Source organism: Cellulosimicrobium arenosum (assembly GCF_014837295.1).
GTDB classification, from domain to species: domain Bacteria; phylum Actinomycetota; class Actinomycetes; order Actinomycetales; family Cellulomonadaceae; genus Cellulosimicrobium; species Cellulosimicrobium arenosum.
This window is the reverse complement of the sequence record NZ_JACYHB010000001.1, coordinates 317,454-341,739: the sequence shown is the minus strand read 5'-3', so window position 1 is coordinate 341,739 and position 24,286 is coordinate 317,454. Positions and strand designations below refer to the sequence as shown.

At 72.6% G+C, this 24,286-nt stretch carries 24 protein-coding genes; 5 read left to right on the top strand and 19 right to left on the bottom strand.

The features are described from left to right. Positions 1-93: 93 nt before the first annotated feature. From IF651_RS01550 to IF651_RS01495, 12 genes are all read right to left on the bottom strand, one after another. Positions 94-1,167, bottom strand: coding sequence for a hypothetical protein (locus tag IF651_RS01550; protein ID WP_191827308.1), 1,074 nt, complete (start codon positions 1,165-1,167; stop codon positions 94-96). Beyond that, on the bottom strand, positions 1,164-2,684 hold the full coding sequence (gene der / locus IF651_RS01545) for a ribosome biogenesis GTPase Der (protein ID WP_191827307.1): 1,521 nt from the start codon (positions 2,682-2,684) through the stop codon (positions 1,164-1,166). Before der ends, IF651_RS01550 begins: the two co-directional genes overlap by 4 nt. A gap of 49 nt (positions 2,685-2,733) precedes the next feature. Then, positions 2,734-3,117 carry an iron chaperone gene (locus IF651_RS01540; RefSeq protein ID WP_191827306.1) on the bottom strand — a complete coding sequence of 128 codons (384 nt, stop codon included), beginning with the start codon at positions 3,115-3,117 and terminating at the stop codon, positions 2,734-2,736. 112 nt (positions 3,118-3,229) lie between these two features. Next, complete coding sequence (locus IF651_RS01535) at positions 3,230-3,928, bottom strand: 1-acyl-sn-glycerol-3-phosphate acyltransferase (protein WP_191827305.1); 699 nt, start codon at positions 3,926-3,928, stop codon at positions 3,230-3,232. Continuing rightward, positions 3,925-4,677, bottom strand: a complete 753-nt coding sequence (gene cmk, locus IF651_RS01530; protein ID WP_338403695.1) for a (d)CMP kinase — start codon at positions 4,675-4,677, stop codon at positions 3,925-3,927. Before cmk ends, IF651_RS01535 begins: the two co-directional genes overlap by 4 nt. After that, the gene (gene aroH, locus IF651_RS01525; RefSeq protein ID WP_191827304.1) at positions 4,674-5,036 is read right to left on the bottom strand and encodes a chorismate mutase; all 363 of its coding nucleotides are present in this window, start codon (positions 5,034-5,036) and stop codon (positions 4,674-4,676) included. Before aroH ends, cmk begins: the two co-directional genes overlap by 4 nt. Before the next feature lie 74 nt (positions 5,037-5,110). Further along, a complete protein-coding gene (locus tag IF651_RS01520; RefSeq protein WP_338403694.1) occupies positions 5,111-6,031 on the bottom strand; it encodes a pseudouridine synthase in 921 nt (306 codons plus the stop codon). A gap of 2 nt (positions 6,032-6,033) precedes the next feature. Then, positions 6,034-6,696, bottom strand: a complete 663-nt coding sequence (gene scpB / locus IF651_RS01515; RefSeq protein ID WP_191827302.1) for an SMC-Scp complex subunit ScpB — start codon at positions 6,694-6,696, stop codon at positions 6,034-6,036. Further along, on the bottom strand, positions 6,693-7,655 hold the full coding sequence (locus IF651_RS01510; protein ID WP_191827301.1) for a segregation and condensation protein A: 963 nt from the start codon (positions 7,653-7,655) through the stop codon (positions 6,693-6,695). The genes scpB and IF651_RS01510 overlap by 4 nt, the downstream gene beginning before the upstream one ends. After that, positions 7,639-8,466: a ParA family protein gene (locus tag IF651_RS01505; RefSeq protein WP_338403728.1), complete on the bottom strand. Its 828-nt coding sequence runs from the start codon at positions 8,464-8,466 to the stop codon at positions 7,639-7,641. The genes IF651_RS01510 and IF651_RS01505 overlap by 17 nt, the downstream gene beginning before the upstream one ends. Before the next feature lie 178 nt (positions 8,467-8,644). Next, a complete protein-coding gene (locus IF651_RS01500) occupies positions 8,645-9,598 on the bottom strand; it encodes a site-specific tyrosine recombinase XerD (protein ID WP_338403693.1) in 954 nt (317 codons plus the stop codon). Between the two features lie 14 nt (positions 9,599-9,612). After that, positions 9,613-10,620: a heme o synthase gene (locus IF651_RS01495; protein ID WP_422110424.1), complete on the bottom strand. Its 1,008-nt coding sequence runs from the start codon at positions 10,618-10,620 to the stop codon at positions 9,613-9,615. Between the two features lie 329 nt (positions 10,621-10,949). Here IF651_RS01495 and tkt point away from each other — a divergent pair, with 329 nt between their 5' ends. The 5 genes from tkt (at position 10,950) to pgl (ending at position 17,808) form a co-directional block, all read left to right on the top strand. Further along, entirely contained in the window at positions 10,950-13,115 is a 2,166-nt protein-coding gene (gene tkt, locus IF651_RS01490) for a transketolase (RefSeq protein ID WP_191827299.1), read from the top strand. A gap of 132 nt (positions 13,116-13,247) precedes the next feature. Further along, entirely contained in the window at positions 13,248-14,390 is a 1,143-nt protein-coding gene (tal, locus tag IF651_RS01485; RefSeq protein ID WP_191827298.1) for a transaldolase, read from the top strand. 112 nt (positions 14,391-14,502) lie between these two features. Then, positions 14,503-16,044 (top strand): glucose-6-phosphate dehydrogenase, encoded by a 1,542-nt coding sequence (gene zwf / locus IF651_RS01480; protein ID WP_191827297.1) that lies wholly within the window; start codon positions 14,503-14,505, stop codon positions 16,042-16,044. 76 nt (positions 16,045-16,120) lie between these two features. Further along, a complete protein-coding gene (locus tag IF651_RS01475) occupies positions 16,121-17,044 on the top strand; it encodes a glucose-6-phosphate dehydrogenase assembly protein OpcA (RefSeq protein ID WP_191827296.1) in 924 nt (307 codons plus the stop codon). Further along, positions 17,041-17,808, top strand: coding sequence for a 6-phosphogluconolactonase (pgl, locus tag IF651_RS01470; protein WP_191827295.1), 768 nt, complete (start codon positions 17,041-17,043; stop codon positions 17,806-17,808). Before IF651_RS01475 ends, pgl begins: the two co-directional genes overlap by 4 nt. 97 nt (positions 17,809-17,905) lie before the next feature. Here pgl and IF651_RS01465 read toward each other — a convergent pair whose 3' ends face one another. The 7 genes from IF651_RS01465 to IF651_RS01435 form a co-directional block, all read right to left on the bottom strand. Next, positions 17,906-18,253 carry an RNA polymerase-binding protein RbpA gene (locus tag IF651_RS01465; RefSeq protein WP_191827294.1) on the bottom strand — a complete coding sequence of 116 codons (348 nt, stop codon included), beginning with the start codon at positions 18,251-18,253 and terminating at the stop codon, positions 17,906-17,908. Positions 18,254-18,344: 91 nt separating this feature from the next. Next, on the bottom strand, positions 18,345-18,587 hold the full coding sequence (gene secG, locus IF651_RS01460; RefSeq protein ID WP_191827293.1) for a preprotein translocase subunit SecG: 243 nt from the start codon (positions 18,585-18,587) through the stop codon (positions 18,345-18,347). 183 nt (positions 18,588-18,770) lie between these two features. Next, on the bottom strand, positions 18,771-19,565 hold the full coding sequence (gene tpiA / locus IF651_RS01455; RefSeq protein WP_191827292.1) for a triose-phosphate isomerase: 795 nt from the start codon (positions 19,563-19,565) through the stop codon (positions 18,771-18,773). A gap of 78 nt (positions 19,566-19,643) precedes the next feature. Beyond that, complete coding sequence (locus IF651_RS01450) at positions 19,644-20,843, bottom strand: phosphoglycerate kinase (protein ID WP_191827291.1); 1,200 nt, start codon at positions 20,841-20,843, stop codon at positions 19,644-19,646. 123 nt (positions 20,844-20,966) lie between these two features. After that, the gene (gap, locus tag IF651_RS01445) at positions 20,967-21,971 is read right to left on the bottom strand and encodes a type I glyceraldehyde-3-phosphate dehydrogenase (protein WP_191827290.1); all 1,005 of its coding nucleotides are present in this window, start codon (positions 21,969-21,971) and stop codon (positions 20,967-20,969) included. Between the two features lie 309 nt (positions 21,972-22,280). Then, on the bottom strand, positions 22,281-23,261 hold the full coding sequence (gene whiA / locus IF651_RS01440; RefSeq protein WP_191827289.1) for a DNA-binding protein WhiA: 981 nt from the start codon (positions 23,259-23,261) through the stop codon (positions 22,281-22,283). A 61-nt stretch (positions 23,262-23,322) separates the two neighbouring features. After that, positions 23,323-24,285, bottom strand: coding sequence for a gluconeogenesis factor YvcK family protein (locus IF651_RS01435; RefSeq protein WP_191827288.1), 963 nt, complete (start codon positions 24,283-24,285; stop codon positions 23,323-23,325). Position 24,286: the final 1 nt, after the last annotated feature.

The window sequence follows — 24,286 nt, the reverse complement described above, 5'->3', positions numbered from 1 at the left end:
CGGCACCTCGTGACCGGCGCCCCTACCGATACTCGTTCGTGCGGGCGACGGCCGGTGAGAAGCGGTCATTCGACGACATGGACGGCTTCCCCGTCACGACGATGCGCTGACGCGACCCCGGGCGCCGCGCCGACGCTCGTCGTCCCGACCGAGCGCGGCGCCCAGCGCGGCCAGCACGACCAGGTCGACGACGAGGCCGGCGACGCCGACCCACTGCAGCGCCCGGAACACGAGGAGCTGGGTGAGCAGGAGCGAGACCAGGACGCCGCGGCGCACCCACACCGCGGCGCTGCGGCGGTCGTCCGCGCCGCCGCCGCGCCCGAGCAGCACACCCACGACGACGCACGCGGTCGTCGCCGCGACCCCCACGACGATGCCGATCCCCACCCACGGCGGCACGTCGACGTCGTGCACGAGCACCCGCACGCCCGCGGCGAGCGACCCGGCGGCGGTCCCCAGGACGGCGGCGACGACCACGACCGCCGTCCAGCGCCGCTCGAGCGCCGCGGTGAACCACGAGGACACGTGCCGCACGAGCGCGCGGACCGGGTCCGGCACGTCGACGTCGTCCCGCGGCACCGCCTCGACGAGCGCCTCGACCTCCGCGGCGCCCGGCTCGTCCCGGCCGAGCGCGACGAGCGACCTGGCCTCCTCGCGGGCCGTGTCCGTGAACCCGCCCGCGACGCCGGCGACGGCGCGGTCCGTCGCCACCGCGAGGTACTCCGCGGCGTGATGCCGCCGGCGCCCGTGCAGCGCCTCGACCACGAGCACGAGGACCACGACCGTGGCGTAGATCAGCGCCGCCGTCGGCTCGTAGAAGTAGTCGTTGTCCGCCGTGACGAACTTGCCGATCTCGTCGACGAACAGCCCGAACCCGATCCCGCCCAGCACCGCGCCGAGCGAGCGCAGCACGGGTCCGACGAACGACAGCAGCACGACGATCCCGAGCGCCATGCCCAGCCCGCCCCACAGGACGTGCGCGACGTGCAGCCCGCCCCCGCCCACCTGCGGGTACCCGGACGCGGCGAGGAAGAACCGCACGAGGAGCACGGTCGCGACCGCGACGACGAGGAACGTCACGAGGTGACGCACCGCGGCGGTGTCGCGCACGACGCCCAGCCGCAGCACGCGACCGCGCGCCGCGGTGCCCGTGCCGCCCCGGCTCACCGCTTGCGCTTCTCCCGCACGCGCACGCTGATCTCGATGGGGGTGCCCTCGAACCCGAACGTCTCGCGCAGGCGACGCTCGATGAAGCGGCGGTACCCCGCCTCGATGAACCCCGTGGCGAACACAACGAACCGCGGCGGGCGCGTGGACGCCTGCGTCGCGAACAGGATGCGTGCTTGCTTGCCGCCCCGCAGCGGGTGCGGGTGCGCGGCGACGAGCTCACCGAGGAACGCGTTGAGCCGTCCCGTCGGGATCCGCTTGTCCCACGAGCCCAGCGCGCGCTCGATCGAGGGCACGAGGCGGTCGGTGTGCCACCCGGTCTGCGCGGACACGTTCACGCGCGGCGCCCACGTGACCTGCACGAGGTCCTTCTCGATCTCGCGCTCGAGGAACGGGCGGCGGTCGGAGTCCATCAGGTCCCACTTGTTGTACGCGATGACGAGCGCACGCCCTGCGTCGACGACCTGCGAGATGACCCGCGTGTCCTGCTCCGTCATCGGCACGGACGCGTCGACCAGCACGACCGCCACCTCCGCCTTCTCGATCGCGGCCTGCGTGCGCAGCGAGGCGTAGAAGTCGGCGCCGCTGGTCTGGTGCACGCGGCGGCGGATCCCCGCGGTGTCGACGAGCCAGTACGGCACACCCTTGATCTCGACGAGCTCGTCGACCGGGTCGCGGGTCGTGCCCGCGACGTCGTGCACGACGACACGCTCGGCGCCCGCGATCTTGTTCAGCAGCGACGACTTGCCCACGTTCGGGCGCCCGACGAGCGCGACACGGCGCGGACCGGACGGCCGCAGCCCGCCGTGCGCGGACTCGGTCGGCAGCGCGGCCATCGCGGCGTCGAGCAGGTCGCCCGTGCTGCGCCCGTGCAGCGCGGAGACGGCGTACGGCTCGCCGAGGCCGAGGCTCCACAGGGAGGCGGCGTCGGCCTCTCCCGCGCGCCCGTCGACCTTGTTGGCGCACAGCACGACCGGCTTGCCGGACGCGCGCAGCAGGCGCACGACGCGCTCGTCCGTGGCCGTCGCGCCCACGGTCGCGTCGACGACGAACAGCACGGCATCGGCCAGCGAGATCGCGACCTCCGCCTGCTCGGCGACCTTGGACTCGATGCCCGCGACGTCGACCTCCCAGCCGCCCGTGTCCACGAGCGTGAACTCCCGCCCGGCCCACTCCGCGGGGTAGCTCACGCGGTCGCGCGTCACACCGGGCTTGTCCTCGACGACCGCCTCACGGCGGCCGAGGATGCGGTTGACGAGGGTCGACTTGCCGACGTTCGGCCGGCCGATGATCGCGAGCACCGGCCGCGGTGCCTCGACGTCGTCCAGCTCGAGGTCCTCCTCGGCGGCGTCGAGCAGCGCGGCGTCGCCCTCGTCGAGCTCGTAGTCCTCGAGCCCCGCGCGCAGCGCCCGCTCGCGCGCCTCGTCGTCGGCCGGCGTCTCGGTGAGCCCGGCATCGCCCAGGGCGTCGGTCTCGTCGGGTGCGACGGGTGGCTGGGCGTGGTCGGGAGTGGTCATGACACCCATTGTCCCAGGCGAAAGCCCTCGCTCCGAACCGGGCTCACGCTCACGACGTGGGCCCGCCCCGCTCGGCCGCGAGCGCCAGCACCGCGTCCCGCACGACGTCGTCGGGCACCGGCTCCGCGAGGGAGAACCGCAGGGTGCCCTTGCCGTCGCGGTAGCGTGCGAGGCGACCGCCCAGGTCGCCCTGGGGATCGTCCGCGGCGGCGGGCACGGGGTAGAGCGAGACGTGGTGCGCCCACCCGGCCAGGTGGACGAGGTTGCGCCCCTCGCGCGTGAACGTCGGGATCCCGTAGCTGATGCGCTCGGCGAGACCGGGCACCGTGTCGTGGATCACGCCACGCAGGTGCCCGACGACGTCCCGGGCGTGCGGGGCGAGCCGTTCCAGGTACGCGTCGACGGTCGTGGGCTTGTCGCCATCGCTCGCCATGTCTCGCCCGCCTCGTCTCCCGGCCGGTGCCCGTGCGAGGTCGTGGCCCCGCGCTACCGTGCGAACGTACCGCGGGCGGCGCGCTCCCGCGTCCGGAGCGCCGACGCCGGGGTCAGGGCCGGGAAGGCGGCCGTTCCCGGTTCGGGTCGTCGAGCGGCAGCGCGACGCCCGAGTCCGCGACGGTGTCGGCCACCAGGACGGCCAGCGCGTGCCGGATCCGTTCGTTCGCGTCCTCGAGCGCCTGCTTCCCGCTCGCACCGGGCGCGCGCTGCACGTCGAGCGGCGGGCCGAACCGCACGACGAGCCGACGCCGCAGGCCGGGTACGTGGTTCACGCCCTCACCCGTGCGGCGCGTGCCCAGGACCGCGACGGGCACGACCCGGGCGCCGCCGTTCAGCGCGAGCCACGCGACCCCGGCCCGCGCGGACGTCGCGTCCCCGCGGCCGCGGTTGCCCTCGGGGAACACCCCGACCGCGTCCCCGCGGCGCAGCACGGCACGTGCTGCCGCGAGCGCGCGCCGGCCACCGTCGCGGTCGACCGGGATCTGCCCGGCCGCGCGCAGCACCCAGCCGACCGGACCGACGAACATCTCCTCCTTGACGAGGACGTGCAAGGGGCGCGGGGCGACGCCGAGCACGATCGGCCCGTCCACGACGCCCGTGTGGTTCGCGGCGAGGACGACCGGGCCGTCGTCGGGCACGTGCTCGGTGCCCTCCACCCGCGTGGCCCACACGACGCGCGCGAGGAACCGCCCGACCCAGCGCGACCAGCGCGGTCCGGCCGCCGACGGGACGTGGCCCGTGGGGCTCACGGCGCCGGGCGCGGGTCCACCGTCCGACCGGTGACCTGCTCGACGACGACGAGCACCGCGTCGATCGTCTGCTCGAGATCGAGGTCGGACGAGTCGACGGTGACCACGCCGTCGGCCGCGACCTGGAACTGCGAGACGGTGGAGTCGTCACGGTCGCGGCGCAGCACCTGGTCCCGCGTCGCCGCCACGGCCGCGGCGTCGGCCGTGCCGTGCACGTCGAGCGAGCGGCGCGCGAGGCGGGCCTCCTCGCTCGCGGTCAGCAGGACCCGGACCTCGGCGTCGGGCGCGACGACGGTCGTGATGTCGCGCCCCTCGGCCACGACCCCGCGTCCGCCCGAGAAGCCCAGGGGCTCGCGCTCGGCATCGACCACCGCGCGCTGGAGGCGCCGGAGCTCGGCCCGCACGTCGAGGTTCGTCGCGACGGCGCTGACGGCGGTGCTGATCTGCGTCGTCCGGATCTGCTCGCCGACGTCGACCCCCTCGACGTGCACGGTCGGGGCCGCAGGGTCCAGGCCCATGACGAGAGGCATGACCCGCACCGCGTGCGCGACGGCCGCGCCGTCGCTCAGCTCCACCCCGCGGTGCAGGCACCACCACGTCGCCGCACGGTACATGGCACCCGTGTCGAGGTAGGCCAGGCCGACGCGCCGCGCGACACCCTTGGCGACGCTCGACTTGCCGGACCCGGACGGTCCGTCGATGGCGACCGTCAGCGGCGCGTCCGTGGACACCTCGTCCCGCGCGCTCACTGGGCGAGGTCCTTGCGCAGCGCGGTGGCCCCGTGCAGGTACACGTGCTGCACGGCGGAACGCTCGACCTCGAGGTCCGCGTGCGCCATGAGGCGCACCACGCGGGGCAGCGCCCCGGGGACCGCGATCTCGGTCGCGCACATCAGCGGGACGTCGCCCAGACCCATCTCGCGCGCGGCCGCGGCCGGGAAGTCGGACACGAGGTCCGGCGTGCACGTGAAGAAGATCGAGACGAGCGTCGACGTGTCGGCGTCGTTCGCGTCGAGGACGGCCTGCACGAGCTCGCGCGTGCGCTCGAAGAGGTGACCGCGCTCGTCGACGTCGAGCTGGGTCGCGCCCCGGATGGCCCGGACCGGCATAGGTGGTGCTCCTTCGTGGTGTGCGGCCCGGTGGGCCTGGTTCGAGCGGTCGAGGCCCGGCCGGAGACCGGTGCTCAGAGCCCGACGGCGGACATGAGCGTGCCGAGCTCGGTGCGGCCGAGGACGCGCGTGGTGCCGGGACGCAGGTTGCCGAGCGCGACGGGTCCGACGCGGGTGCGCACGAGCTGCGTCACCGGGTGCCCGACCTCGTCGAACATCCGGCGCACGACCCGGTTGCGACCCGAGTGCAGGACGATCTCGATCATCGTCTGGTCGGGCAGCCGGTCGACGACGCGGTACGCGTCCGCCTTGGCGACCCCGTCGTCGAGCTCGATCCCGTGCAGGAACTTGTTCTGCAGGTTGCCGCTCACCGTGCCCTGGACCGTGACCAGGTAGGTCTTGGCGACCTCGTGGGCGGGATGGGTGAGGCGGTTGGCGAGCTCCCCGTCGTTGGTGAGCAGGAGCAGGCCCTCGCTGTCCGCGTCGAGCCGCCCGACGTGGAACAGCCGCTCGGTGCGGTCGGCGACGAAGTCCGTGAGCGACGCACGTCCCTCCGGGTCGTGCATCGTCGACACGACGCCGCGCGGCTTGTTCAGCACGAGCGTGACGAGCGACGTGTCCAGCTGCAGCCGCATCCCGTCCACGTGCACGACGGCGGTGGCCGGGTCGACGCGCACGCCGAGCTCACGCACCTGCACGCCGTCGACCTCGACACGCCCCTCCGAGATGAGCTCCTCGCACGCGCGGCGCGAGCCGAGTCCGGCGGTCGCGAGGACCTTCTGCAGCCGGATGCCGTCGGGGTCGTGGACGTCACGAGGCGGCTCGGCCGGTGCCTGGCGGCCGGTGCTGCCGGACGGGCGGCGTGCGCCGCCCTGCTTGCTCTGCGGCCTGCCCTGAGGCTTGCCCTGCGACCTGCCCTGCGCACCCCGGCCCCCGGAGCCTCCCGTGCGCTGGCGCCCGTCGTTCGCGCCGCGGCGCCGGTCTGGTGTGCTCATTCTCATCCTTCGTCCGTGCCAGCGTCCGCCGGTGCGCGTCGCAGGTCGGCGATCCCGTCGATTCCGTCGAGCTCGTCCATGTCCGGCAGGTGCGGTGCGAGCGCGGGCATCTCGTCGATCGACGTGAAGCCCATGCGCTCGAGAAAGTACCCGGTCGTCCCGAACAGGCTCGCACCCCCGAGCGGGTCCTGCCCGACCTCGGCCACGAGACCTCGTGCGACGAGGGTCCGCACCACGCCGTCGACGTTCACTCCGCGCACCGCGGAGACCTGCCCCCGGCTGACCGGTTGACGGTACGCGATCACGGCCAGAGTCTCCAACGCCGCCTGCGTCAGCCGGGCGGTCTGACCCCCCTGGACGAACCGACCGACGAGCTCGGCGTGCACGGGCGCCGAGTAGATCCGCCACCCGCCCCCGAGCTCCCGCAGCTCGAACCCCCGCGGGGGCCCGCCACGCTCGCCGCGGTACTGGGACGCCAGCTCCGCGAGCGCGGCCGTCACCTGGTCCGTCGGCACGCCGATCGCGGCAGCGAGGTCGACGGCGGGGACGGGCTCGTCCACCACGACCAGCACGGCCTCGAGCGCGGCCGGGAGCCCACCCGGTGCCCGGTGCACGTCGACCACGGGCTCGTCGGTGGCGTCGGTGGCGTCGGTCTGTTCGTTCACGCGGGGTCCCCCTCGTCGCTCGTCGCGTCCTGCGGGACGTCGGTCTCCGCGTCGTCGTCGTACTCGTGCCCGATCCGTCCCGGGACCGCGTCGTCCGTCTCCTCGCCGCCGGTCCAGCGGACGGTGAGCTCGCCGAGAGGACTCACCTGGTCGAACCCGACCAGGCCCTCCCGGAACAGCTCGAGCAGCGCCAGGAACCTGGCGACGACCGTCACGGTCTCCGGGGCATCGGCCACGAGCGCGCGGAACGTCGTCGTCCCCCCGCGCCGGACCCGGTCCACGACGAGGTGCGCCTGCTCGCGCACGCTCACGGCCGGGGCGTGCAGGTGGGCCAGGTCGACCCCCGGCGGCGCGGGCCTCGGCGCGAGAGCGCGGGCCGCCATCGCGGCGAGCTGGTCCGGCCCCACGCTCCACACGAGCTCGGGCAGGAGCGCCGCGAGGTGCGGCTCGAGCTGGACGACGCGCGGGAAGCGGCGCCCCTCGTCCGCCAGCCGGGTCGCGACCACCGCGGAGACGTCCTTGTACGCGCGGTACTGCAGGAGCCGCGCGAACAGCAGGTCGCGGGCCTCGAGGAGAGCGAGATCCTCCGCGTCCTCCACCGTGCCGGACGGGAGCAGCCGCGCAGCCTTGAGGTCGAGCAGCGTCGCAGCGACGACCAGGAACTCGCTCGCGGTGCCGAGGTCCCAGCCGGGGTGCTCCTCCCCCGCCGCACGCGCCCGCCGTGCCGCCTCCTCGGCGGTCCGGATGAACGCGATGAAGTCGTCCGTCACCCGCGCGAGCGCGACCTCGGTGATGTCGAGCCGGTGCTTGGTGATGAGCGACAGGAGCAGGTCGAAGGGACCCGTGAAGTTGTCGAGCCGGACCTCGAACGCCCCGGTACCGGCGCCGTGCTCGGGCAGGGCAGCCGTGACGACGGGCGCACCGGGCGGGTCGGTCTGCGTCTCAGGCGGCGTCGCCACGCGCGATCAGCTCTCGCGCGAGCTGCCGGTAGGCCTGGGCACCAGGGTGCGACGGTGCGTAGACGGTGATCGGCTCGGCCGCGACGGACGCGTCCGGGAACTTGACCGTGCGTCCGATCACGGTGTGGAACAGCGTGTCGCCGAACGCCTCGTGCACCCGGGCGACGACCTCGCGCGAGTGCAGGGTGCGCGAGTCGAACATCGTGGCGAGGATGCCGTCGACCTCGAGCCGCGGGTTGAGACGGTCGCGGACCTTCTCGATGGTCTCCACGAGCAGGGCCACACCACGCAGCGCGAAGAACTCGCACTCGAGCGGGATCAGGACGCCGTGCGCAGCCGTCAGGGCGTTGACGGTGAGCAGGCCGAGCGACGGCTGGCAGTCGACGAGGATCACGTCGTAGTCGTCGACCACCGGGCGCAGCACGCGCGACAGCACCGACTCGCGCGCGACCTCGCCCACGAGCTGGACCTCGGCCGCGGACAGGTCGATGTTGGCCGGCAGCAGGTCGAGACCCTCGATGTCCGTACCCACGAGGACCTCGTGGATGTCGGCACCGCGCTCCATGAGCAGGTTGTAGACGGTGCGGTCGAGCTCGTGCGGGTTGACCCCGAGGCCGACCGACGCGGCGCCCTGAGGGTCGAAGTCGACGAGCAGGACCCGACGGCCGTACTCGGCGAGCGTCGCACCCAGGTTGATCGTCGTCGTCGTCTTGCCGACGCCGCCCTTCTGGTTGCACATCGCGATGATGCGCCCGGGTCCGTGGGTGTCGAGCGGTGCGGGAACCGGGAAGTCGGGCACCGGCCGCCCCACGACGTCGACCCGCCGCTCCGTCGGCGTGCGCGTGCCGTCGGTGACGGGGGCGGAGCCGACGCCGCTCGTCGGGTCCTGGGTCTCGGCCTGGCTGCTCACGTCCGCCACGGTATCGCAGGACCTGCCGCCCCTCGCGCGTTCGCACCCGCGCGCCGCATCTCCGTCCTGCCAGGACCCGTCAGCCCAGCGCGCGCGGGTGCGACGCCGTGTAGACCTCGCGCAAGGTGTCCGGGGTCACGAGCGTGTAGATCTGGGTCGTGGTCACCGAGGCGTGGCCCAGGAGCTCCTGCACGACCCGGACGTCCGCGCCACCCGCGAGCAGGTGCGTGGCGAACGAGTGCCGCAGCGTGTGGGGCGAGATCCGCTCGGGGTGGGAGACTCCCCCGCGCTCGGCCGCCGTGCGCAGCACGGCCCACGCGCTCTGGCGCGAGAGCCGCGCCCCCCGCGTGTTGAGGAACACCGCGGGCGTGCCCCGACCGGCCGCGGCGAACGTCGGACGACCGCGTACGAGGTACGCGTCGAGCGCCCGTCGGGCGAACGAGCCGACGGGGACGACCCGCTCCTTGCCGCCCTTGCCGAGCAGGCGCACCGCGCCGGTCCCCAGGTCCAGGTCGTCGACGTCGAGGCTCACCGCCTCGCTGATGCGCGCACCCGTGGAGTACACGAGCTCGAGGAGCGCCTGGTCGCGCACCGGTGCCGGGCCCTCACCCGCTCCCGCGGCCTCGATGATGCGCGCGACCTCGTCGGTCGAGATCGCCTTCGGCAGGCGTCGACCCTGCGCGGGCGGGCGCACGTCCACGGCCGGATCGGTGCCGGACATGCCCTCCGCGGCGCAGAACCGGTGCCACCCGCGGACCGCCGCCACGGAGCGCGCGGTCGAGGACGCGGAGAGCACCGCGCCCCCGTCGGACCCGGTGCGCACGGCGTCGACGTACGCCGCGACGTCGCGCGGGGACACCTCCCCGACGGCGTGGTTGCCACAGGCCGCCAGGTACGCCAGGTAGCGCGCGAGGTCACGCCGGTAGGCCGCGACCGTGTTGGCGGACAGCCCGCGCTCCACCGCGAGGTGCGCCAGGTACTCGCGCGCGGCGCGCTCGAGCCCGTCGGGCACCGCGACCTCGGGACCGCTCACGTCACCGGCTCACGTCACAGGGGCAGGAAGACGTCCACCGCGACCGCGACGAACAGCAGCGTCAGGTAGGTGATCGACGCGTGGAAGACCTTCATGGCGCCGAGCTTCCCGAGCGAGGGGTCCTTGGCGCGGCGCAGCATCGTCACGCACTCGGTCATGAACCACGCCCCGAGGCCGAGGGCCACCACGCCGTAGACCCACGTCATGCCGGCCAGCGGCCACAGGGCGAGCGACGAGGCGACCATCGCGAGCCCGTACAGGATCATCTCGCGCGCGACCTTGCGGTCGTCCGCGACGACCGGGAGCATCGGGACGCCCGCCTCGGCGTAGTCGCTGCGGAACTTGATCGACAGGGGCCAGTAGTGCGGGGGCGTCCAGAAGAAGATGACGAGGAACAGCGCCACCGCGGACCAGCTGAGCGACCCGGTCACCGCCGACCAGCCGATGAAGACCGGCATGCAGCCCGCGATCCCGCCCCACACGATGTTCTGGGGGGTGCGGCGCTTGAGGATCATCGTGTAGCCGACGACGTAGATCGCGATCGCCCCGAACGTCAGCCAGGCCGAGACCACGTTGACCAGCCACGCGAACCAGACGAGCGCGACCACGCCCAGGACCGTCGCGAAGACGAGCGCCGCGCGGGGGGTGACCTCGCCGGTGGCCAGCGGCCGCCGCTTCGTGCGGTTCATGACCTTGTCGATGTCACGGTCGAGATAGCAGTTGTAGACGTTCGCCGAGGCGGCCGCCAGCGTCCCCCCGACCAGCGTCTTGACGACGAGCCACAGGTCCGGCAGCCCGCCGGCGGCGAGGATCATCGTCGGCAGCGTCGTCACGAGCAACAGCTCGATGATGCGCGGCTTCGTCAGCGCGACGAAGGCCCCCACGCGGTCCCGGGCGCTCACCCGTCGCTCGTGCGCCGGGCCCCCGTCACGACCGGCAGACGCTCCCCCGGTCCCCTCGCGCGTCGTGGTGCGCGTCGGGTCGGCGGTGCCGTCGATCGGTGGCTGGCTCGTGGTGTGCACGCGCGTCGAGGTTCCGTTCCGCTGTGAGGTCCGTCCGGGGCGGGCCGCAGGTCGCCCCGATGAGTCCACGTCATCGTACGTCTCCGAGGCCGTCCGGGGCGCCAGGGACATCGACGTGGCGGTGTGAGATCCGCCCGGCTCCGTCCATGATCCAGCACGTGGTCAGCCCTGCCGGGTCGCAGGTACGCGGGTAGGCTGGTGGTTGCAACCGTGCCGCCTGCCGCGCACGAGCGCCCTGCTGCCGCCACGCGGCGGACGATGTCCGACGGTTGCGTCGAGAGTTGTCGCGACGTTCCGGAGCAACGGGCTCCGGACGGGAATGAGGTTCGGTGAACGCGTTGTCCCCTGCCCACACGCCCCTGGACTGGACGGACCTGGACGACCAGGCCGTCAAGACGATCAAGGCGCTCGCCGCCGACGCGGTCGAGAAGGTCGGCAACGGCCACCCGGGGACGGCGATCTCGCTGGCTCCCGCGGCCTACCTGCTGTTCCAGAAGGTCATGCGCCACGACCCGGCCGACGCGCACTGGGCCGGCCGTGACCGGTTCGTGCTCTCCGCGGGGCACTCGTCGCTGACGCTGTACCTCCAGCTGTTCCTCGCCGGCTACGGCCTGGAGATGGAGGACATCGCGGCGCTGCGCACCTGGGGCTCCAAGACGCCCGGCCACCCGGAGTACAAGCACACCAACGGCGTGGAGATCACGACCGGCCCGCTCGGCCAGGGCCTCGCGTCCGCCGTGGGCATGGCGATCGCCGCCCGCCGCGAGCGCGGGCTGCTCGACCCGAACGCCGCTCCCGGCACGTCGCCGTTCGACCACCACGTGTACGTCATCGCGTCCGACGGCGACCTCCAGGAGGGCGTGACCTCGGAGGCGTCCTCGCTCGCCGGTCACCAGCAGCTCGGCAACCTCGTCGTCATCTGGGACGACAACAAGATCTCGATCGAGGACGACACGGACATCGCGTTCACCGAGGACGTCCTCGCCCGTTACGCGGCGTACGGGTGGCACACCCAGCGCGTCGACTGGACCAACGGCGGCACGGGCTACACCGAGGACGTCGAGGCGCTCGCGGCCGCGGTCCAGGCCGCGAAGGACGAGACCGGCAGGCCCTCGATCATCGACCTGCGCACGATCATCGGCTGGCCCTCTCCCACCAAGCAGAACACCGGCGGGATCCACGGCTCCGCGATGGGCGCCGACGAGGTGCGCGGCCTCAAGATCGAGCTCGGGCTCGACCCGGAGGCGACGTTCGCGATCGCCGACGACGTGCTCGCGCACACGCGCGCCGTCGGGGACCGGCAGCGGGACCCCGAGGGCACGTGGGCCACCGCCTACGAGGCCTGGCAGACGGCCAACCCCGAGGGCGTCGCACTGCTCGAGCGGCTCGTGTCGCAGACGCTCCCCGAGGGCTGGACGGACTCGCTCCCCACGTTCGAGACCGGCAAGGCCGTGGCGACGCGCGCGGCGTCGGGCACGGTCCTGACCGCGCTCAAGGACGTCCTGCCCGAGCTCTGGGGCGGGTCGGCCGACCTCGCCGGGTCGAACAACACGACCATGGACGGCGAGCCGTCGTTCGTGCCCGCCGAGCACGCGACCAAGAAGTTCCCCGGCGACAAGTACGGCCGGACGCTGCACTTCGGGATCCGCGAGCACGCCATGGGGTCGATCCTCAACGGGATCGTCCTGCACGGCGGGACGCGCGTCTACGGTGGCACCTTCCTCACGTTCTCCGACTACATGCGCCCGCCCGTTCGCCTGGCCGCGCTCATGCAGATCCCGACGACGTTCGTGTGGACGCACGACTCGATCGGTCTCGGCGAGGACGGGCCCACCCACCAGCCGATCGAGCAGCTCGCCGCGCTGCGCGCGATCCCCGGCCTCGACGTCGTCCGCCCGGCGGACGCCAACGAGACGGCGTGGGCCTGGCGGACCATCCTCGAGACCACGGAGCGGCCTGCCGGCCTGATCCTCACGCGCCAGGGCGTCCCGACGTTCCCGCGCGGCGAGGACGGCTACGCCGACGCTGCCGGCACGGCCAAGGGCGCCTACGTCCTGCTCGACGCGGAGAACGGCACGCCCGACGTCGTGCTCATCGGCACCGGCTCCGAGGTGCAGCTCGCGGTCGAGGCGCGCGAGACGCTCGCCGCCGACGGCATCGCTGCGCGCGTCGTGTCCATGCCCAGCCGTGAGTGGTTCGACGCCCAGGACGAGGCCTACCGGGAGTCGGTCCTGCCCTCCGCCGTGCGCGCGCGGGTGTCCGTCGAGGCCGGCGTGGCCCAGGGCTGGCGCGAGATCGTCGGCGACGCCGGCCGCATCATCGGCATCGAGCACTACGGCGCCTCCGCCGACTACAAGACGCTCTACCGCGAGTACGGCATCACGGCGCAGGCCGTGGCCGACGCCGCGCGCGAGTCGATCGCCGCGGCGCGGGGGGGCGACACCCCGGGCGGCTCGGCGAAGCCGGTCGAGGGCGGCACTGGCGACGTCGCCTGACCGACCATAGATTCCGAGGTGGGGCTCCGTCCCGGCGCCCCACCTCGGAGCACGGCCGTCGTCGACGGCCGACGAACGCCGGGACGGACGTCGACGCACTCGTGACGTCGAAGCACGACGAGAGGACTTCCGATGACGCAGCAGACCACCGTCCCCGCACCGATCGACGAGCTCGTGGACGCCGGGGTGTCCATCTGGCTCGACGACCTCTCCCGCGAGAGGCTGCGCACCGGCAACCTCGCCGACCTCGTCAGCTCCCGCGGCGTCGTCGGTGTCACGACGAATCCCACCATCTTCGCGTCGGCCCTGGCGAAGGGTGACGCGTACGACGCCCAGCTCGCAGAGATCGCCTCCGAGGTCGGCACGGACGACGCCGCCGTCGAGACGGCCGTCGAACGCATCACGACCGACGACGTCCGGGCCGCGGCCGACGTGCTGCGGCCGGTGTACGACGCCACGGACACGGTCGACGGGCGCGTGTCGATCGAGGTGGACCCGCGCATGGCGCGCGACACCGAGGCGACCGTCGCCACGGCGGAGAACCTGTGGCGCATCGTCGACCGGCCGAACGTGTTCATCAAGATCCCCGCCACGGTCGAGGGCCTGGACGCGATCACGCGCACCCTCGCCCAGGGCATCAGCGTCAACGTGACCCTCATCTTCTCGCTCGAACGCTACCGCGCGGTCATGGACGCGTTCGCGACCGGGTTGGAGCGGGCCCGTGACGCCGGGACCGACCTCGCTCCCGTGGCGTCGGTCGCGTCCTTCTTCGTCTCGCGAGTCGACTCGGCGGTCGACGACGCCCTCACGGAGATCGGCACGCCCGAGGCCCTCGAGCTGCGCGGCCGCACGGCGATCGCCAACGCCAGGCTCGCGTTCGAGGCCTACGAGGAGTTCGTCGGCAGTGACCGCTGGCGTGGGCTCGCTGCGGCGGGCGCCCGCCCGCAGCGACCGTTGTGGGCGTCGACCGGCGTGAAGAACCCCGAGTACCCGGACACCATGTACGTCACCGAGCTCGTCACCGAGGGCGTCGTCAACACGATGCCGGAGAAGACGCTCGACGCGTTCGCCGATCACGGCACGCTCGCCGGCGACACGGTGCGTGGCACGGGCGACGACGCCCGCCGCACGCTCGAGGCGGTCGCCGCTCTGGGCATCTCCGTCGACGACGTGACCACGAGCCTCGAGGCCGAGGGCGTGGACAAGTTCGAGAAGAGCTGGACGGAGCTCCTCGAGACGACCGCGACCGGCTTGCGCAAGGTCGCCGGCTCGTGACGCCGCGCGCCTCTCGTCCGACGGTCGGGCATCCGTGTCCTTCCCGGACGACGGCGCCTATGATCCGAATCGCCCCAGAAGTCCCGCTCCTCGACCGAAACGGTGCCATCAGGTGAGACCGGCCACAATCACGGCAGATCACAATCCCCTGCGCGACCCGAGCGACCTGCGCCTTCCCCGCATCGCCGGGCCGTGCGGTCTCGTCATCTTCGGCGTGACGGGTGACCTCGCACGCAAGAAGCTCATGCCGGCGGTCTACGACCTCGCCAACCGCGGCCTGCTGCCGCCCGGCTTCGCACTGACAGGCTTCGCCCGCCGCGACTGGGAGGACGAGGACTTCGCCCAGGTCGTCCACGACGCGGTCCGCGAGCACGCACGCACCCCGTTCCGGGAGGCGACGTGGCGCCAGCTCGCCGAGGGCATCCGCTTCGTCCAGGGCTCCTTCGACGACGACGACGCCTTCGAACGGCTGCGCCAGACGGTCGAGGACCTCGACGCCGAGCGCGGCACCGGCGGCAACCACGCGTTCTACCTCTCGGTCCCCCCGGGTGCGTTCCCGCTCGTGTGCCGCCAGCTCGCACGCTCAGGTCTCTCCCGGTCCGAGGGCGACGCGTGGCGCCGGGTGGTCATCGAGAAGCCGTTCGGCCACGATCTCGAGAGCGCGCGCGAGCTCGACGCCGTCGTGTCCGAGGTCTTCACGCCGGACTCGGTGTTCCGCATCGACCACTACCTCGGCAAGGAGACGGTCCAGAACCTGCTCGCACTGCGCTTCGCGAACCAGATGTTCGAGCCGATCTGGAACGCGAACTTCGTCGACCACGTCCAGATCACGATGGCCGAGGACATCGGCATCAGCGGCCGGGCCGGGTACTACGACGGGATCGGCGCCGCCCGCGACGTCATCCAGAACCACCTCCTGCAGCTGCTGGCGCTCGTCGCGATGGAGGAGCCCGGCTCGTTCGACGCGCCGGCGCTGCGCGCCGAGAAGATCAAGGCGCTCTCGGCGGTCCGGCTGCCGAAGGAGCTGGGCAAGCACACCGCCCGCGGTCAGTACGCGGCCGGCAACCAGGGCGGTGAGGACGTCCGCGGCTTCCTCGACGAGGACGGCATCGCAGCGGACTCCCACACGGAGACCTACGCGGCGATCCGTGTCGACATCGACAACCGCCGCTGGGCGGGTGTGCCGTTCTACCTCCGCACGGGCAAGCGGCTCGGACGACGCGTGACCGAGGTCGCGGTCGTGTTCAAGAAGGCGCCGCACCTGCCGTTCGAGTCGTCCCAGTCGTCCGAGCTCGGCAACAACGCTCTCGTGATCCGGGTCCAGCCCGACGAGGGCGTCACGATGCGCTTCGGCGCCAAGGTGCCGGGGACCGCGATGGAGGTCCGGGACGTCACGATGGACTTCGGCTACGGCCACTCCTTCACCGAGTCCTCCCCCGAGGCCTACGAGCGGCTCATCCTCGACGTGCTGCTCGGCGACCCCCCGCTGTTCCCGACCCGCGAGGAGGTCGAGCTCTCCTGGAAGATCCTCGACCCGATCACGTCCCACTGGGCGGCGACCGGCGCACCCGACGAGTACCGATCCGGCACCTGGGGCCCGGAGTCGGCGGACGACATGCTCGCCCGCGACGGACGCACGTGGCGGCGCCCGTGACCCGGACGTCCCGCCGCACCGCCCGCACGGGCGCGGTGAGCACCTGCACGAGCACGCGACCGGGGAGGAACCCGCGATGATCATCGACCTGCCCGACACGACGACCAACGCCGTCAACAAGCGTCTCGTCAGCCTGCGTGACGAGGGCGGCGCGATCGCGCTCGGTCGCGTCCTGACGCTCGTCGCGATCTGCGAGGAGACCGATGTCGAGTCGTCGATCGAGGCCGCGAACGACGCGAGCCGCGAGCACCCGTGCCGCGTGATCGTCGTCGCACCGTCCCCGGACCGGCCCGTCGGCCGGCTCGACGCCCAGATCCGCGTGGGCGGTGACGCCGGTGCGTCCGAGGTCGTCGTCCTGCGTGCCGCACCGGCACTGACGGATCTCGCCGACACGCTCGTCATGCCTCTGCTCCTGCCGGACGCGCCGATCGTGGTCTGGTGGCCGGGCGAGCCCCCGGCCGCACCGGCGGAGGAGTCGGTCGGCGCGATGGCGCAGCGCCGGATCACCGACTCGATCCAGTCCGACGACCCGCCCCGCGCGCTCGCGACCCTCGCCTCGAACTACGCGGCGGGCGACTCCGACCTGGCCTGGGCGCGGGTCACGCTGTGGCGCGGGCTGATCGCCGCCGCGCTCGACCAGCCCCCGTACGAACCGGTCACCGCCGTCGCGATCGAGGGACGCGGCCAGCACACCTCGTTGAGCCTCCTCGGGGCGTGGCTGGAACGCCGACTGCGCTGCCCCGCCACCATCGTCGACCGCGAGGGCGCCGAGGCGATCACCAAGGTGACGCTCGAGCGCAAGAGCGGACCGATCGTGCTGGACCGGCCCGACGGACGCACGGTCACGATCAGCGAGCCGAGCAAGCCCGACCGCCGTGTCGCGCTCCCGATCCGCCGGCTCAGCGAGGCCCTGATCGAGGAGCTGCGGCGGCTCGACGAGGACGAGGTCTACGGCGACGTGCTGACCAAGGGCCTCTCGAAGGTCGGCGCCGACGCATGAGCGCCGTCGACGGACCGGACCACGCTCACGCCCGCCTGGTCGTCGTGCACCCCGATGCGACGGTGCTCGCCGCCGGGGTCGCCTCCCGGCTGCTCACGCGGCTGCTCGACCTGCAGTCGCTGCGGCGGCCGGTGCACCTCGTCCTGACCGGCGGCACCGTCGGCATCGCGAGCCTCGCCGCCGTCCGGGAGCACCTCGTCAGGGACGCGGTCGACTGGACCGGTGTGCACCTGTGGTGGGGTGACGAGCGGTTCCTCCCCGGCGGCCACCCGGACCGCAACGAGACCCAGGCGCGGGCGGCGCTGCTCGACCATCTCCCGCAGCTCCCGGCGGCCAACGTGCACGCGATGCCGGCCTCGGACGACGCCTCGACGCCCGAGGAGTCCGCGGGCCGGTACGCGGCCCAGCTCGCCGAGCACGCGCACGCCGACGCGGTCGTCCCGGCCTTCGACGTCCTCCTGCTCGGGATGGGCCCGGACGGGCACGTCGCCTCGCTGTTCCCCGGCCACGCCGTTCTCGACGTCGCAGGGGCGTCGACGGCCGGGGTGCACGGATCTCCCAAGCCGCCACCCGAGCGCGTGACCCTGACGTTCGAGTCCCTGCACGCTGCGCGCCAGGCATGGGTCGTCGCGGCAGGCGCCGAGAAGGCCGAGGCCGTCGCCTCCGCCCTCGCCGGAGCGGACGAGCACCTGACACCCGCCGCGGCGGTGCGCGGGACCGAGCGCACGCTGTGGCTCCTGGACGCGGCGGCCGCCGGCCGCTGAGCCGTCGCGGTCCGCATCAGCCGCGTACGCATCACGAGGGGTGCACGTCGTCATCGACGTGCACCCCTCGTCGTGCGATCTCAGATCGACGGCACCGTCATCCGCCGCGCCGGGCTCGCAAGGCTGCGAGCGCCTCGTCGAGGAGTGCGACGCCGTCCGCGTCGGACCGGCGCTCCTTCACGTAGGCGAGGTGTGTCTTGTAGGGCTCGTTGCGCGGCGGTGCCGGCGGGTCGTCCTGGTCCTGTCCGCCGGGAAAACCGCAGCGCGGGCAGTCCCAGGTCTCGGGAATCTCGACCTGCACCTCGGACGAGAAGCTCGGACGTGTCTCGTGACCGTTCGCGCACCAGTAGGACACGCGCACCCGGGGCGCCGCATCGCCGCGTTCCGTCTCACCGAGCGGCCCTGCCCCGACACGCGACCCGCGAATCGCACTTCCACCTGCCACGTGCACTCCCCCGTCGTCGTGCCCTCGTCGGCACTGGATCCGTCACCGGCCGCGGGTTCGCAGACCGGTCCACGCCGCTCGGTGGCGTCTGTCAGCTGACCTTCTGGATGAGCCCCAGGAGCACCACGACGACGGCCCACATGACCGCGAACGTCACCGTGATGCGGTTGAGGTTGCGTTCTGCGACCCCGGAGCTCCCCACGGAGCTCGAGATGCCGCCACCGAACATGTCGGACAGCCCCCCGCCCTTCCCCTTGTGCATGAGCACGAGCAGGATGAGGAACCCGCTGGAGATGACCAGCAGGACCTGGAGGATGATGCGCAGCGCGTCCACGAGTTCGTCCTTGGCGTCGGGGCCGACCGCACGTTGCCGATCGACCGGTTGTCATGAGCAGGCGTGACCTGCCGCACAGGGGTCAAGAGTAGGTGACGGGGGGCGGTCGGGGCCAACCCCGCGTCCGGAGCCCGTGCGGACCACTGTCCAGGAGGTCCGCACGGGCCCGGGATGGTGCAGGTGTCAGGCCGTGGCGTGCGCCTGGTAGCGCACGATCTTGGCGAACTCCTCGGGGTCGAGGCTCGCGCCGCCGACGAGCGCGCCGTCGACGTCCGGCTGCGACATGATCGCCGCGACGTTCGACGACTTCACGGACCCGCCGTAGAGCACCCGGGTCGCGTCGGCGAGCTCGCCGTCGTACAGGTCGCCGAGGGCGCCACGGATCGCACCGCAGACCTCCTGCGCGTCCTCGGGCGTGGCGACCTCGCCGGTACCGATGGCCCACACGGGCTCGTACGCGACGACGAGGTTCTCGAGCTGGGTGGCAGGGATGCCCGCGAGGGCGCCCTGGAGCTGGGCGATCGTGTGCGGGATCTGCTCGCCCGCCTTGCGGACGTCGAGACCCTCCCCGACGCACAGGACGGGCGCGAGGCCCTGCCCGACGGCCGCGAGGATCTTCTCGTTGAGCAGCGCGTCCGTCTCGGCGTGGTACTCGCGGCGCTCCGAGTGCCCGATCGCGACGTACGTGACGCCGAGCTTGGCCAGCATCGTCGCCGAGATCTCGCCCGTGTACGCGCCCTCGAGGTGTGCCGACACGTCCTGCGCGCCGTACTTCACGTCGAGCTTGTCCGCGTCGACGAGAGTCTGCACGGAACGCAGGTCGGTGAACGGCGGCAGCACGGCGACCTCGACGGTCGAGTAGTCGTGCTTGGCGTCCTTGAGGGTCCAGGCCAGCTTCTGCACGGTGTGGGTGGCCTGGTGGTGGTCCAGGTTCATCTTCCAGTTGCCCGCCATGAGCGGGGTACGGGTGTTCGCCACGTCGTCTTCTCTCTTCGTCGGACGGCCGCCCGTGAGCGGCACGTCGTGATGGTTCTGGGCGGGAGGCTGCCCGGCCGGTCAGCTCTCGAGGACCGAGATCCCCGGCAGGTCCTTGCCCTCGAGGAACTCGAGGCTCGCGCCACCGCCGGTGGAGATGTGGCTGAAGCCGGCCTCGTCGAAGCCGAGCGTGCGCACCGCGGCGGCGGAGTCGCCGCCGCCGACGATCGAGAACGCGCCCTGGGCGGTCGCATCGACGAGCGCCTGCGCCACCGCCCGGGTACCGCCGGCGAACGCGTCGAACTCGAACACGCCCATCGGGCCGTTCCACACGACCGTGCGCGCGTCGACGATCTTGCTGGCGAACAGCTCGGCCGACGCGGGGCCGATGTCGAGACCGATCTTGTCCGCAGGGATGGCGTCGGCGGCGACGACCTCGTGCGGCGAGTCCGCCGCGAAGGAGTCCGCGGCGACGATGTCGGTGGGCAGCACGATCTCGACGCCGTTCTTCTCCGCGTCGTCCAGGTAGCCCTTGACCGTGTCGATCTGGTCGGCCTCGAGCAGCGACTTGCCGACCTGGTGCCCCTGTGCGGCAAGGAAGGTGAAGACCATGCCGCCACCGATCAGCAGGCGGTCGGCCTTGGTCAGCAGGTTCGCGATGACGCCGAGCTTGTCGGACACCTTCGAGCCGCCGAGCACGACGGCGTAGGGACGCGCCGGCTCCTCGGTCGCGCGCTTGAGCGAGTCGACCTCCTTGAGGACGAGCTCGCCGACGGCTGCGGGCAGGACCCGGGCGACGTCGTAGACCGACGCCTGCTTGCGGTGCACGACACCGAACCCGTCGGAGACGAACGCGTCGGCGAGCGACGCGAGGTCGGTCGCGAGCGAGGCCCGCTCGTCGTCGACCTTGGACGTCTCGCGGGCGTCGAAGCGGATGTTCTCGAGCAGCGCGACCTCGCCGTCGGCGAGCGACGCGACGGTCTCGCGGGCGGAGTCGCCGACGACGTCCTTCGCGAGGTGGACCGGGACGCCGAGGAGCTCGCCGAGGCGGCCCGCGACGGGCGCGAGGGAGTACTTCGCGTCCGGCTCGCCCTTCGGGCGGCCGAGGTGGGCCGTGACGACGACCCGCGCACCGGCGCCGGTCAGCTTCTTCAGTGTCGGCAGCGCCGCACGGATCCGGCCGTCGTCGGTGATGGTGGTCCCGTCGAGGGGGACGTTGAAGTCCGAGCGGACCAGCACGCGCTTGCCGCGCAGGTCGCCGAGGTCGTCGATGGTCTTCATGAGCACTCCAGGTGGCAGATGGCGTCCGGTGGGGTCAGCGCACGACGACGCCCGCGCCCGCGCCCGCCGGTCTCGGCGGTGCGGACGCGGACGTCGTCGGGTTCACGCGTCGAGGCGTGATCGTCAGAGACGCGCGCCCACGTACTGGGTCAGCGCGACGAGGCTGTTCGAGTAGCCCCACTCGTTGTCGTACCAGGAGACGACCTTGACCTGGTCACCGGTCACCTTGGTCAGCTTCGAGTCGAAGATGCTCTGGTGCGGGTTGGTCACGATGTCGCTCGAGACGATGTCCTCGTCCACGTACTCGAGGATGCCCTTGAGCGGGCCCTCGGACGCAGCCTTGACGGCCGCGTTGACCTCGTCCACCGTGACCTCCTTGGAGGCGGTGAAGGTCAGGTCGGTCGCCGAGCCCGTGATGACCGGCACGCGCAGCGCGTAGCCGTCGAGCTTGCCCTTGAGCTCCGGGAGCACGAGGGCGACGGCCTTGGCGGCACCCGTCGAGGTCGGCACGATGTTCTGCGCGGCCGCACGGGCGCGGCGCAGGTCCTTGTGCGGACCGTCCTGGAGGTTCTGGTCACCCGTGTAGGCGTGGATCGTGGTCATGAGGCCACGCTCGATGCCGATCGAGTCGTTGAGCGCCTTCGCCAGCGGGGCGAGGCAGTTCGTGGTGCACGACGCGTTGGAGATGATGTGGTGCGCGGCGGCGTCGTACTGCTCGTGGTTCACGCCGACGACGAACGTCGCGTCCTCGTTCTTGGCCGGGGCCGAGATGATGACCTTCTTCGCGCCGGCGTCGACGTGCGCCTTCGCCTTGGTCGCGTCCGTGAAGAAGCCGGTCGACTCGATCACGATGTCCGCACCGAGCTCGGCCCAGGGCAGGTTCGCGGGGTCGCGCTCGGCGAGCGCACGGATCTTCTTGCCGTCGACGACGATGTTGTCGTCGTCGAAGTCCACGCTCAGGGGGAAACGACCCAGGACGGTGTCGTACTTCAGCAGGTGCGCGAGCGTCTTGTTGTCCGTGAGGTCGTTGACCCCGACGATCTCGATGTCTGCGCCCGACGCCACGATGGCGCGGTAGAAGTTCCGTCCGATCCGACCGAAGCCGTTGATACCGACGCGGATGGTCACAATGCCCTCCTCAGGGCGCGCCGGTTACCCGACGCACACGGTTGATGCCGAACGATCACGTACGACGGCGTACGCGGGTGGTGATCACGCTCGTGCCCCGCTGACCGTAGAACGGCTCAGCACCTTCCGTGCTCGCGGGACGTCTCGGCGACAGCCGGGACCACTCGCGCACACGAGGGTGTCAGCGAAGGAGCACGTCGTTGTCACCTGACGCTCCCGAGCCTATACCAACCCGTCGCCTGCGTGTGACCTGGGTCCCACCCTTCAAGACCGTCGCGTCCGACGGACCGTCCTCCCGCGAGCCTGCGCTCACAGGTCGAGCAGCTCCGGGCTCAGTCCCGCCTCGGTGTCCGGGATGCCGATCTCCGCAGCACGCTTGTCCGCGGTCGACAGCAGGCGCCTGATACGACCGGCGACGGCGTCCTTCGTCAGGGGCGGGTCCGCCAGCTGACCCAGCTCCTCCAACGAGGACTGCTTGTGGGCGAGACGCAGCTCGCCGGCCTCGCGCAGATGGTCCGGCAGGTCGGGACCGAGGATCTCGAACGCACGCTCGACCCGCGCTCCGGCCGCGACGGCCGCCCGCGCGGAACGCCGCAGGTTCGCGTCGTCGAAGTTCGCGAGCCGGTTCGCCGTACCGCGGACCTCCCGGCGCGTGCGCCGCTCCTCCCAGACGAGGACCGCGTCGTGCGCGCCCAGCCGCACGAGGAGCGCCGAGATCGCGTCCCCGTCCCGGACGACGACACGATCCACGCCCCGGACCTCACGTGCCTTCGCCGGCACGCCCAGGCGACGAGCGGCCCCGACGAGCGCGAGCGCCGCCTCCGGTCCGGGACACGTCACCTCGAGGGCCGAGGACCGGCCCGGCTCGGTGAGCGAGCCGTGCGCCAGGAAGGCACCTCGCCACGCGGCCTCCGCCTCGTCGACCCCGCCCGAGACCACCTGGGGCGGCAGGCCCCGGACCGGCCGGCCACGCTGGTCCAGCAGGCCCGTCTGGCGGGCGAGCGACTCGCCGTCGCGCACCACCCGCACGACGTAGCGGCTGGACTTGCGCAGCCCGCCCGCGGACACGACGATCAGGTCGCTGGTGTGCCCGTAGACGTCGGAGATCGTCTCGCGCAGCCGGCGGGCCGCGATCGCGGTGTCGAGCTCGGCCTCGATGACGATCCGCCCGGAGATGAGGTGCAGCCCGCCGGAGAACCGCAGCATGGACGACACCTCGGCCCGTCGGCACGACGTCTTGTCCACCCGCACCCGTGCGAGCTCGTCCTTCACCTGTGCCGTGAGCGCCATGGCGCCATCCTGCCATCGATGACCGGGACGAGCCCTGCCGACCGTCTGCTGACCGCCGTGCTCAGCCCGTCCGGTCGTCCACGTCGCCGAGGACGTCGTCGAACACGTCCCGGTACGCGGCCGCGAGGCGCAGCGCGTCGTGACGCGCCGTGCCGTCGCCTCGGCTCACCTGGCGCAGCAGGAGCCGGGCACCCGTGCGACGCGCGGTCCGCGCGAGCTGGTCGGTGTCCTCGACGGCGGACGGGTCGGCGACGACGGCGTCGACCCGCAGCTCGGGCGCGTGCTTGTGCAGGACGTCCAGGTGGTCCGCCGCGGAGAACCCGGCGGTCTCGCCCGTCTCGGCCTCCAGGTTGAGGGTGACGCACAGCCGCGCGCGCGTGGTGTGCAGTGCCCGGGCCAGCTCGGGCACGAGCAGGTGCGGCATGACGGAGGAGAACCACGAGCCGGGGCCGAGCACGACCCAGTCGGCCGCCTCGATCGCCTGGACCGCCTCGGGGCAGGCCGGCGGGTCCGGAGGGACGAGACGTACCTGCTCGATGCCCGGAGTGACCGCGACGTGGCTCTGCCCCACCACCGTCGTCAGCCGGTCACCGACGCGCGCGTCGGCCTCGATACCGAGCGGGACCGACGCCATCGGCAGCACACGTCCCCGCGCCCCGAGCAGCCGACCCACCCAGTCCAGCCCGCTCACCGGGTCGTCGAGGATCTCCCAGAGCGCCACGATCAGCAGGTTGCCCACCGCGTGGTTGTCGAGATCTCCCTCGGACGTGAACCGGTGCTGGAGCAACGCGCTCCAGGTACGCCCCCACTCGGAGTCGTCGCAGAGCGCCGCGAGCGCCATCCGCAGATCTCCCGGCGGCAGGACGCCCAGCTCCGAGCGCAACCGCCCGGACGAGCCGCCGTCGTCCGCGACCGTCACGATCGCCGTCAGCCGGTCGGACATGAGCCGCAGCGCCGACAGCGAGGCGGACAGGCCGTGGCCACCGCCGAGGGCGACGACTGCGGGCGAACGCCCCGTGACCATG